General features: G+C 60.7%; 14 protein-coding genes. 9 read left to right on the forward strand and 5 right to left on the reverse strand.

From position 1 onward, the window contains the following. The first annotated feature begins 328 nt into the window (after positions 1-328). The 8 genes from ssuD (at position 329) to RWJ89_RS11020 (ending at position 5566) form a co-directional block, all read left to right on the forward strand. Positions 329-1519, forward strand: a complete 1191-nt coding sequence (gene ssuD, locus RWJ89_RS10985) for an FMNH2-dependent alkanesulfonate monooxygenase (protein WP_316030910.1) — start codon at positions 329-331, stop codon at positions 1517-1519. 79 nt (positions 1520-1598) lie between these two features. After that, positions 1599-2435 (forward strand): ABC transporter permease subunit, encoded by an 837-nt coding sequence (locus tag RWJ89_RS10990; RefSeq protein ID WP_316030911.1) that lies wholly within the window; start codon positions 1599-1601, stop codon positions 2433-2435. Positions 2436-2445: 10 nt separating this feature from the next. Continuing rightward, positions 2446-3273 (forward strand): ABC transporter ATP-binding protein, encoded by an 828-nt coding sequence (locus RWJ89_RS10995; protein ID WP_316030912.1) that lies wholly within the window; start codon positions 2446-2448, stop codon positions 3271-3273. Positions 3274-3505: 232 nt separating this feature from the next. Next, positions 3506-3829, forward strand: coding sequence for an ArsR/SmtB family transcription factor (locus tag RWJ89_RS11000; protein WP_003540367.1), 324 nt, complete (start codon positions 3506-3508; stop codon positions 3827-3829). After that, positions 3826-4236: an SRPBCC family protein gene (locus RWJ89_RS11005; protein ID WP_132609123.1), complete on the forward strand. Its 411-nt coding sequence runs from the start codon at positions 3826-3828 to the stop codon at positions 4234-4236. The genes RWJ89_RS11000 and RWJ89_RS11005 overlap by 4 nt, the downstream gene beginning before the upstream one ends. A gap of 57 nt (positions 4237-4293) precedes the next feature. Then, positions 4294-4515, forward strand: coding sequence for a hypothetical protein (locus tag RWJ89_RS11010; protein ID WP_131664969.1), 222 nt, complete (start codon positions 4294-4296; stop codon positions 4513-4515). A gap of 11 nt (positions 4516-4526) precedes the next feature. Beyond that, positions 4527-4997 carry a DUF1801 domain-containing protein gene (locus RWJ89_RS11015; RefSeq protein WP_168284452.1) on the forward strand — a complete coding sequence of 157 codons (471 nt, stop codon included), beginning with the start codon at positions 4527-4529 and terminating at the stop codon, positions 4995-4997. A gap of 101 nt (positions 4998-5098) precedes the next feature. Then, positions 5099-5566 (forward strand): DUF1801 domain-containing protein, encoded by a 468-nt coding sequence (locus tag RWJ89_RS11020; protein ID WP_168284440.1) that lies wholly within the window; start codon positions 5099-5101, stop codon positions 5564-5566. 78 nt (positions 5567-5644) lie between these two features. On the opposite strand, the gene RWJ89_RS11025 is transcribed toward RWJ89_RS11020, so the two are convergent. From RWJ89_RS11025 to RWJ89_RS11040, 4 genes are all read right to left on the reverse strand, one after another. Further along, the gene (locus tag RWJ89_RS11025) at positions 5645-6121 is read right to left on the reverse strand and encodes an SRPBCC family protein (protein WP_316030913.1); all 477 of its coding nucleotides are present in this window, start codon (positions 6119-6121) and stop codon (positions 5645-5647) included. After that, positions 6118-6459, reverse strand: a complete 342-nt coding sequence (locus tag RWJ89_RS11030; RefSeq protein ID WP_131664975.1) for an ArsR/SmtB family transcription factor — start codon at positions 6457-6459, stop codon at positions 6118-6120. Before RWJ89_RS11030 ends, RWJ89_RS11025 begins: the two co-directional genes overlap by 4 nt. After that, complete coding sequence (locus tag RWJ89_RS11035) at positions 6456-7142, reverse strand: glutathione S-transferase family protein (RefSeq protein ID WP_131664977.1); 687 nt, start codon at positions 7140-7142, stop codon at positions 6456-6458. The genes RWJ89_RS11030 and RWJ89_RS11035 overlap by 4 nt, the downstream gene beginning before the upstream one ends. Before the next feature lie 115 nt (positions 7143-7257). Continuing rightward, the gene (locus tag RWJ89_RS11040) at positions 7258-8088 is read right to left on the reverse strand and encodes a class I SAM-dependent DNA methyltransferase (RefSeq protein WP_131664978.1); all 831 of its coding nucleotides are present in this window, start codon (positions 8086-8088) and stop codon (positions 7258-7260) included. A gap of 132 nt (positions 8089-8220) precedes the next feature. Here RWJ89_RS11040 and RWJ89_RS11045 point away from each other — a divergent pair, with 132 nt between their 5' ends. Further along, positions 8221-8946, forward strand: coding sequence for a DUF2270 domain-containing protein (locus RWJ89_RS11045; RefSeq protein ID WP_131664979.1), 726 nt, complete (start codon positions 8221-8223; stop codon positions 8944-8946). A gap of 60 nt (positions 8947-9006) precedes the next feature. Here the strand turns inward: RWJ89_RS11045 and RWJ89_RS11050 are convergent, their stop codons facing one another. After that, positions 9007-9273, reverse strand: a complete 267-nt coding sequence (locus tag RWJ89_RS11050; RefSeq protein ID WP_003540344.1) for an usg protein — start codon at positions 9271-9273, stop codon at positions 9007-9009. Between the last annotated feature and the right edge of the window lie 140 nt (positions 9274-9413).

Genomic DNA, 9413 nt, shown 5'->3' on the forward strand with positions numbered 1-9413 from the left:
ATGGAGAGGGCCCCATGCCGCCGAACCGGAAAAATATTCCCCAAAACGGATTAGAATAGCAAATTGATATTGTCGATCTAATTAGTGGTCTATGTCACTATCCTCATGATCGAGTAGACACCGAAAGGCATCTACCTGCTGCCATCCGATCGACAGGGATATTTCAGATGCTCGCGCATAGACAGCCAGCCGGCCTTCTTGCAGCCACCGCCGCCACGAGGATCCTCCCAAGCATCTGTGCGGCGGCGGCGCTACGCAAGGCAGACAGAGAGCCATCTCGACCACGCGAGTTGATTTTCGAATTCCGCAGCTAAAGGACCGTCTTCCAATGACCACCATCTCTCATACTGGCCAATCCGAGCCCATCAATTTCCTCTGGTTCATCCCGACATCGGGGGACGGCACCTATCTCGGCTCCTCCGATCTTAACCGCGCGCCCGAGATCGGCTATCTCACGCAGATCGCCCAGGCCGTCGACCGGCTCGGCTATTCCGGCGTGCTGCTGCCGACCGGGGTTGCCTGCGAAGAATCCTTCGTGACAGCGGCAGCCCTTGCCGCCAAGACCGAGAAGCTGCAGTTCCTAGTGGCGATCCGTCCCGGCACGGCATCGCCTGCCTATTACGCGCGTCTGGCTACGACGCTCGACCGCATTTCCAACGGCCGCCTGTTGCTCAACATCGTCGTCGGCGGTAGCCCGGCGGAGCTTGCCGGCGATGGCATCCATCTCGAGCATGACGAGCGCTACGCCCATGCCGAAGAGTTCTTCACCGTGTTCGAGGAACTGCTGGAAAAGGGAACGGCAAGCTTCGACGGCAAATACATCAAGGCAACCAATGCGCGCCTCGGCTTTCCCTCGGTGCAGAACCCGCGTCCGCCGCTCTATTTCGGCGGCTCGTCGGATGCCGGCATCGACTTCTCCGTCGGACGCGTCGACAAGTACCTGACCTGGGGCGAGCCGCCGGCACAGGTTGCCGAGAAGATCACCAAGGTGCGCAAGGCCGCCGGCGAGCGCGGCCGCGAGGTGAGCTTCGGCATCCGTCTGCACTTCATCGTGCGCGAAACCGACGAGGAGGCGTGGGAGGCGGCCGAGCGGCTGATCCGCCATCTCGACGACGAGACGATCCGCGAGGCGCAGGAACGCTTTGTCCACGAGTCCGACTCGGTCGGCCAGAAGCGCATGGCCGCCCTTCACGGTGGCCGGCGCGACAAGCTCGAAGTCTCGCCGAACCTCTGGGCCGGCGTTGGCCTGGTGCGCGCCGGTGCGGGCACGGCGCTGGTCGGCTCGCCGAAGACGGTGGCCGCGCGCCTTCGCGAGTATCAGGAGATCGGCATCGATACGGTGATCGGCTCCGGCTATCCGCATCTCGAAGAGGCCTATCGCGTCGCCGAGCTGCTTTTCCCCGAACTCGGCATTACCCGCGAGCAGCAGCGCCTGGGCTTCAGCAACGAGTTCGGCCGCAAGCAGGTCTTCGCAGGCGGCAGCCATGGCGGCAATCTGAAAGTCGTCTCAGGTTCCTGAGCTCGAACAGAGCGTGACACCGTCGCAAGCCCGCTTTGGGCTTGCGGCATCCTGCTCCCGATAAGCGCGAGGACAATGCATGTCGACTTTCGATACTCCGTTCGTACGATCGGTTGCTTCCGAAAAGGCCGGGAAGGCGGGTTTGCGCCTGCCGCTGCCCGGCCTGGAGAAGCTGACGCCCTATCTGGTGCCGGTGGCGATCGTGGCGTTCTGGCAGCTTGCCTCCTCGGCCGGCTGGATCTCATCGCGGATCATGCCGTCGCCGGCCGATGTCGGCCTTGCCTTTTGGTCGACGATGGTTTCCGGCCAGTTGCCGAATGACGTGCTGGTGAGCGCCGGCCGCGCCTTTGCCGGTCTTCTCGTCGGCGGCTCGATCGGCTTCCTGCTCGGTATTGCCAATGGCGTATCGCGCATCTCCGAACAGCTGACGGATACGACTCTGCAGATGCTGCGCACCATCCCGCATCTGGCGATGATCCCTCTTGTCATCCTGTGGTTCGGGATCGGTGAGGAATCGAAGCTGTTTCTGACCTCGCTCGGCGTGCTCTTCCCGGTTTATCTCAACACCTATCACGGGGTGCGCAATGTCGATCGCGATCTGATCGAGATGGGTAAGGTCTATGGCATGGGCAACTGGACGCTTTTCCGCAAGGTGATCTTTCCAGGTGCGCTGCCGTCGATCTTCGTCGGCCTCAGATATGCGCTCGGCATCATGTGGCTGACGCTGATCGTATCGGAATCGATCGCTACATCGTCTGGCATCGGCCACATGGCCAACAATGCCCGCGAATTCATGATGACCGACGTCGTCGTGCTCGCCCTCGTCATTTATGCCGTGCTCGGCAAACTTGCCGATGTCATCGCCCGGGTGCTGGAGAGGCGGCTGCTCGCCTGGAACCCGGTCTATCAGAAATAGGAGAGACGCCATGACATCGATCGCAGATGAGCGTTTTCACGCCGTCGCCGAAGAGCCAGCTTATGCGCGCGAAAACGCGCCGGCAGTGGGCCATAGTGCGCCCGCGGCGATCAGCCTGACGGGGCTTGAAAAGAGTTTTGGGGCCAACCGCGTGCTGCGCGGCATCAACCTGCATATTCCGGCCGGCCAGTTCGTCGCCGTGATCGGCAAGAGCGGCTGCGGCAAGAGCACGCTGCTTCGCATCCTGATGGGCCTCGACGAGCCGACTGCCGGCGAGCTGCATTTCGAAGATGCCGACGGCGCGCCGGCGAGCCCGAACGCGCGTATCGTCTTTCAGGAGCCGCGGCTGCTGCCCTGGCTCAGTGTCGCAGACAATGTCGTGGTCGGGCTCGGCGACGGCATCGACAGCCGGGCGGCGGTAAAGGCGGCCGATGCCGTGCTTGCCGAAGTCCAGCTTGGCGAAAAGACCGGGGAATGGCCGGCGCGGCTTTCCGGCGGGCAACGGCAGCGCGTGGCGCTGGCGCGGGCGCTGGTCAGCCGGCCAGGCGTGCTGGCGCTCGACGAACCGCTCGGTGCCCTCGATGCGCTAACGCGGATCAGCATGCAGGAGCTCATCAACCGTGTCTGGCGCGAACTCGGCTTCACCGCAGTGCTCGTCACTCATGATGTCAGCGAGGCGGTGCATCTCGCCGATCGGGTCATCGTGCTCGATGAGGGGCGGATCGCACTCGATCTTCCCATTCCGTATCCGCGTCCGCGCCGGCACGGCCATCCTGGCCTCGCCGAGCTGGAAGGCCGGCTGCTTGCCGCGATTCTCGGCACCGACGGCGGCCATTGATCCCAAGTCTATTCGCGACGCTACATGACCTCGGCATAGGCGAGGCGTGTTCGCGCGAGCATGCATGTCTAATGACGAAAATGTATAGCCTCTTGGGTATGTGAATTTCACTCACCTCTGCCACGCGCACTAGATGCCGCAATATTTTCTCGAGTTGTTTTACGTCCAGCTTGACTCACTCATACCTCCACGGCTATACGTTAATCCATAGCTAACGGGGTATGGATTGTAGATGTCGGACACCCAGGATGTGCTCTTCAGAACGCTCGCCGATCCGACCCGGAGGGCTCTTTTCGAACGGCTGTGCCGCGAAGGGGAGAAGACGGTCGGGGCTCTGACGGCTCGGGCCGGGGTCTCGCAACCGGTCGTCTCGAAACATCTCGGAATCCTGAAGCAGGCCGGATTGGTGCGTGATCGTCACGAAGGTCGCCAGACCCACTATAGTGCCCAGCTCGGTGCGCTGGCACCGCTGGTCGACTGGACAAGTGAGATGGCGGGCTTTTGGCAAAATCGGTTCGACCAGCTGGAAGATCTATTGAAAAGGATGGACCAATGACCGAAATTTCAAACGAAACCCGTTCCGTCATCGTCGAACGAGAGATCCCTTTTCCGCCGGAAAAGATCTGGCGCGCGCTCACGCAGCCGCATCTGATCGCTGACTGGCTGATGAAGAACGACTTCGTGCCGGTCGCGAATCACCGTTTCAAGCTGAGCGCGGATTGGGGCTCCGTCGATTGCCAGGTCCTGGAAGTCGAGCCGAACAAGACCCTGTCTTACACCTGGGCTGCCTATGATCTCGAAAGTGTCGTCACCTGGACTCTCACGCCCACGGGCGCGGGCACGCAACTGCGCATGGAGCAGTCGGGCTTCCGGCCGGATCAGCGGCAGGCTTACGGGGGCGCCAAAAGCGGTTGGCAGCAGTTCTTCGCAAAGCTGGAGCAGGTGCTGACGCGGATAGAGTGAGACCGTTGCCAAAACGGATCACGCCATCCGCTTCGCTTGTTTTCGCAGGAGGTTCCCTTGAACTGGAATAACTGGCTTCGGCAGATCCACCGTTGGCTGTCCATTGCCTTTACGCTGGCCGTCATAATTAATATCATTGCGATGCTGCAAGAGAAATCGTCTGTCTGGGTGGGCCTCATGGCGCTGCTGCCGCTGACTTTGCTGCTGCTCACCGGTCTCTACTTGTTCGCGCTGCCATATGCCACCAGGTGGCGCGGCGCAGGACGCAGCGGAGGGTAGGAGTGAAGGCAATGTCCGGGAAGACATCCAAGACCGCGGCAAAGGTCACGAAGAAGACAGTCGCCAAGCCTGATACCGCGGAGCCGGTCCTTCTCTCGGGCGGCAACCCTCAGATCGCCAAGGGTTACGGCGACGCTCCCGTGCAAGCCTACATCGCCGCCATGCCCGGCTGGAAAAGCGACGTCGGGCATCGCCTCGATGCGCTCATCACGCGCACGGTGCCCGGGGTGTATAAGGCCGTGAAATGGAACTCGCCCCTCTACGGCATCGAAGGGCAGGGCTGGTTCCTCGGTGTCCATTGCTTCGCGAAATATATCAAGGTTGCTTTCTTCCGCGGCACGTCGCTCAGCCCCATCCCGCCCGGCGAGTCCAAACAAAAGGAAGTGCGTTACTTCCACATCCATGAGGAAGACCAACTCGACGAGGCTCAGTTCGCCGCCTGGGTCGAGCAGGCTAGCCAATTGCCCGGCGAACGAATGTGAACGGACACGAAGATTGAAAAAGTAGAGCGTCCTTTGTGCGTCCGAAAGGACGCACGGCGCTCTAGGCCATCAGCACCTAAGGGATCGAGGGGGAGATATCGATGAAGAAAGCCACGGCAATCCTGAAGAAGAGCGGCTCCAGCGAAGAGAAGGACGGAGACTCTCCTTCTCGTTTGATCGATGCGAGAATCGAGGAGTTGAGCGATTGGCGCGGCGAGATGCTCGCCCGCGTCCGAACTCTCATCAGACAGGCCGAGCCCGACGTGGTCGAGGAATGGAAGTGGAGAGGCGTTCCGGTGTGGGAGCACGCCGGGATCATCTGCACCGGCGAGACCTACAAAAGCGTGGTGAAACTGACCTTCGCCAAAGGCGCCTCGCTGGAGGACCCTTCAGGCCTCTTCAACTCCAGCCTTGACGGCAATACCAGGCGCGCCATCGATTTTCATGAGGGCGACGAGATTGACGAGGAGGCGTTGAAGGCGCTCATTCGCGGTGCTGTCGCACTCAACACCTCAAAGCGGGCGGCCGGTCGTCCTGCCGGCTCGGGCAAGAAATCAAGCAGTGCTTGAGGCTTGGCTTATTTCGCCTGAAACGCGTCGCGTCAAACTTGATTCATGCGAGGCGATTTGGTTTTGCGTGACATGCGATCAGTGGATCGCGCTTTCCTCGCGCTCGAGGAAGAGTTCCAGATTGTCGAGACCGATCTCGGTGCCCTGGAGGCGGGCGCCGTTATCGGCGTAACCGTCGAGGAAGACCACCTGTTCGGTGAAGACCATCCTGGTGCCGCCGGGTTCGGCTTCGAAGGCAACGGTTGTGAGCGATGCGGAGATGCGGCTTTCCCCAAGCTTCATCTCATAGGCATAGACGATGCGGACATCGGGTACGATATCGATGTAATGGGCGTCATAGGCATGCAGGAGGCCGTCAGTATCGGCGACGTAGTTCCTTTCCGCGCCGCCGGGGCGGAAATCGAGCCCGTAGTCCAGCGGTACCCACTCGCCATGGCAGGCGAACCACTGCCGTTTGGATTCCGGTGTTGACCAGGCGCGGAAGACGCGGGAAATCGGCGCCTTGAGATGGCGTTCGATGACGAGAGTGGCGTGTTCGGCGGATCGTGTCGTCATTCGGGGAGGGTCTCCGTTTCATTGGCGAGAAAGTGGTCCAGCCTGTCGAAGGTGGCGGCCCAGCGGGTCTTCCTTTGTTCCACCCAACGCTCGACGGCGGCAAGTGCATCCTGCTGCAGGCGGTAAGTTCGCACCCGGCCGGATTTTTCGGAGAGCACGAGGCCGCTTTCCTCCAGCACCTGCAGATGTTTCATCACCGTCGGCAGGGCAACCGCAAGCGGCGCGGCCAGCTCGGTGACGGAGGCCGGGCCGCGACCGAGGCGATCGATCATGCCGCGGCGGCTGCGATCGGAAAGTGCATGGAACATACGGTCGAGATCCGCCTGGCCGTCCATCATTCCGCCGCATCCCGGAAGCGAGCCGGCAGTCTCTCTTTGTAGGGGTAGAACTTGAAGTAGGGGCGGGCATCTTCCAGTGCCCTTGCAAAGGACGGGCGCGCCAGCAGTCGATCGTAGTAGCCGCGAAGGTTCGGCTGTTCCGATGAAAACGGAACCAGAGTCTCAGCATAGAAAAGGGCGGGGGCGGCGGCGCAATCGGCCATGGTGAAGCCGTCGCCTGATATCCATTGCTTGTCGGCGAGCTGCTTTTCGATCATCGCATAGGCGGTCGCGAGTGTTGCTTTGGCGGCTGCCACCTCCATTTCATCTGCCGTGCCCTCGGGGCGCCGACGATTGCTGACGATGGTCTGCATCGGTGCCTGGACATAGTGGTCGAAAAAGCGGTCCCAGAGGCGAACCTGCAGCGCCCGGTCGATCTCCGGCGGCAGCAGGCGAACGGGGCCGGGATAGTATTGCTCGAGATATTCGATGATGATCGATGTCTCGGGAATGGTGCTGTCGCGCGCCTCGTCCCGCAGCAGCGGCATCTTGCCGATCGGCCAGAAGCGAAAGAAATCGGCGCGCGAGCTCTCGTCGGAAAGATCGACGATGCGATTCTCGAAGGGAGTGTCGTTTTCGTAAAGCGCGATCAGCACTTTGTGGCAGAAAGAGGCGAGCGGATGCCCATAGAGCACGAGCGACATGCGGCGACCTTTCCTATCGTTGCGGTAAACTTTACCGATCGACTAACTATCAGGTCGTGACGCATTTTGCAACAGATACTTCGCCAACCGGGCAAGTATTCCGTCAGCCGATATATCAAGTGTTGGCGTCAGCATTATACCGGGCGATCACCAAATGGCCTGGTGTCGGCTGGCCGTCTTCCATGCGCACGTTGATATCCGATATCTCGACGAGTTCGAAACCGGTGGCCGTCAGGCGTTCTCTGACATAGGCGTCGGCATGGGCGAAGCGCTGGTGTGGGCCGACCATATAGGAGCGGCCGGCGAGTATTTCCTCGGGTAGGGTTTCCGAGGAGAAGATGAACAGGCCTCCCGGCGTCAGGTTCTCGGCGGCGCCGAAGAACAGCGGTTCGAGCGCGCCGAGATAGGGCAGCACGTCGGTGGCGGCGATGATGTCGAAGGCTTCCTCGTCGTTGTCGTCGAGGAAATCCTCGACCTCGGCAACGAAGAGCGTCTCGTAGAGATCCTTCTCATGGGCGATCTCGACCATCTTCTCCGATATATCGATGCCGGTCATATCAGCGCAGAGGTCGCGCAGCGCGCCGCCGGTGAGGCCCGTGCCGCAGCCGAGATCGAGCAGCCGCTTGAACGGTCCGAGCTTCAGCGCCTGCAGGCGCTGGCGCACCAGCATCGGCACGTGATAGCCGAGCTGCTCGACGAGCACATCCTCGAAAACCTCGGCATGCTGGTCGAACAAGGTCTCGACATAGGCGTCGGGCGCCTTGACCGGCGTTTCGCCGCGGCCCATCGCGGCAATGCGCACGGCCGCACCGCCGTGATCATCGGGATCGATCGCCAGGACTTCCTCATAGGCTGCAACGGCGGCGTCGACATCGCCGGCCTTTTCCAGCGCCAGCGCGCGGTTATAGGTCTCGCCAAGAGCTTCTTCGTCGATCTTCTTTGCCATCGCAGTCCATCGTCCTTTTGTTTCAGGCCGTCCTTTTGTTTCAGGCATGCGTCTAAGACGGCTTTCGATGTTTTGCAATGGCGCGATTGCGGGCGCAGAATGGCCGAAAAGAAGACCAAGGGAGGAGAGGCCATGAAAACGGAGCCAGAGAGGACATCATCGGCGAGGGAAGGAGAGGCCGGCCGGGCATTACTGCTACCTGCGACACCAAACGAGGTCACCAACACGCTCAGCCATTATTACCGTGGTGAACTCGGGCGGATGACGAGCTGGCGCGACCGCATCGACCGGACGTCCAACTGGGCGATCACCGTGGTCGCAGCACTCCTCTCGGTGTCGCTGTCGACGCCGAATTCGCATCACGGGGTGCTGCTGTTCGGGATGATGCTGGTGACACTGCTTCTGATGATCGAGGCGCGGCGCTACCGCTTCTTCGATATCTATCGCGCCCGCATTCGCCAGATCGAGCGCTGCTATTTCGCGCAAATCCTGGCGCCTGATGCCAATGCCGGCAGCGAATGGGCGGTTGTGGTCGCCAGCAGCCTGCGCAAGCCGCGCTTCCTGCTCAGCTATCAAGAGGCGATGCACCGCCGGCTCAAACGCAATTACGGCTGGATGTATTTCATCCTGTTGCTCGCCTGGTGCCTGAAGATCTCGACGCCGAAGCTGCAGACGGAGGGCATGCCGGCGCTGCAGGCGCAGTCATGGGACTATGTCATCGACAATGCGGTGCTCGGGCCGATTCCCGGCCTTGCGGTCATTGCCATCGTCGTCGCCTTCTATCTCGGCATGCTCGGTTTCGCGCTTCGCCGGGATCGCGACGAAGGCGAATTCGGCCATGGCGAGGCGCATGTCTGACGCGGTCAGAACATATCGCCCGAACCGTTCACACTTTTCGGCATCATGTTGCAGAGCCGATCAGTGCAGGATGAACTCGCCCTTCAGTGCCCGCCACTCGGTTGCCGAGATCAGTTTGCGGTGGATGTAGCGCACCGAATGCAGCGGCCCGTCCAGCTTCTCTTCCCAGAATTTTAGGAAACCGCGCATTTCGGGAAAATCAGGAGCGAGGTCGTAATCCTGCCAGACATAGGTCTGTAAGATCACCGGGTGGTCCGGCAGACGGTAGAGGATCTGGGCGGTCGTCAGACCATAGCCCTTCAGTTGTTTTTCCATGTCCTTGTGCATCGTATTCCGCTTCTTCTTGTTCCCACTCGCGCGCTTATTAGCGCTGCATGATATGGAAACATGCGAGTGGTTAACGGAAGCTTTACAGATACTTCGTAAAAGGACAATTTATTTTTAATATCAATGTCTTGGCAGCATCA

The organism is Rhizobium sp. 10PS4 (assembly GCF_032464805.1).
Lineage (GTDB): Bacteria > Pseudomonadota > Alphaproteobacteria > Rhizobiales > Rhizobiaceae > Rhizobium > Rhizobium laguerreae.

Coding starts and splice junctions, on each gene's coding strand:
- RWJ89_RS11050 (WP_003540344.1), bottom strand. CDS start 9,273: ATGCACAAGGACATGGAAAAACAACTGAAGGGCTATGGTCTGACGACC.
- RWJ89_RS11045 (WP_131664979.1), top strand. CDS start 8,221: ATGAAAACGGAGCCAGAGAGGACATCATCGGCGAGGGAAGGAGAGGCC.
- RWJ89_RS11015 (WP_168284452.1), top strand. CDS start 4,527: ATGTCCGGGAAGACATCCAAGACCGCGGCAAAGGTCACGAAGAAGACA.
- RWJ89_RS10995 (WP_316030912.1), top strand. CDS start 2,446: ATGACATCGATCGCAGATGAGCGTTTTCACGCCGTCGCCGAAGAGCCA.
- RWJ89_RS11035 (WP_131664977.1), bottom strand. CDS start 7,142: ATGTCGCTCGTGCTCTATGGGCATCCGCTCGCCTCTTTCTGCCACAAA.
- RWJ89_RS10990 (WP_316030911.1), top strand. CDS start 1,599: ATGTCGACTTTCGATACTCCGTTCGTACGATCGGTTGCTTCCGAAAAG.
- ssuD (WP_316030910.1), top strand. CDS start 329: ATGACCACCATCTCTCATACTGGCCAATCCGAGCCCATCAATTTCCTC.
- RWJ89_RS11025 (WP_316030913.1), bottom strand. CDS start 6,121: ATGACGACACGATCCGCCGAACACGCCACTCTCGTCATCGAACGCCAT.
- RWJ89_RS11000 (WP_003540367.1), top strand. CDS start 3,506: ATGTCGGACACCCAGGATGTGCTCTTCAGAACGCTCGCCGATCCGACC.
- RWJ89_RS11020 (WP_168284440.1), top strand. CDS start 5,099: ATGAAGAAAGCCACGGCAATCCTGAAGAAGAGCGGCTCCAGCGAAGAG.
- RWJ89_RS11040 (WP_131664978.1), bottom strand. CDS start 8,088: ATGGCAAAGAAGATCGACGAAGAAGCTCTTGGCGAGACCTATAACCGC.
- RWJ89_RS11005 (WP_132609123.1), top strand. CDS start 3,826: ATGACCGAAATTTCAAACGAAACCCGTTCCGTCATCGTCGAACGAGAG.
- RWJ89_RS11030 (WP_131664975.1), bottom strand. CDS start 6,459: ATGATGGACGGCCAGGCGGATCTCGACCGTATGTTCCATGCACTTTCC.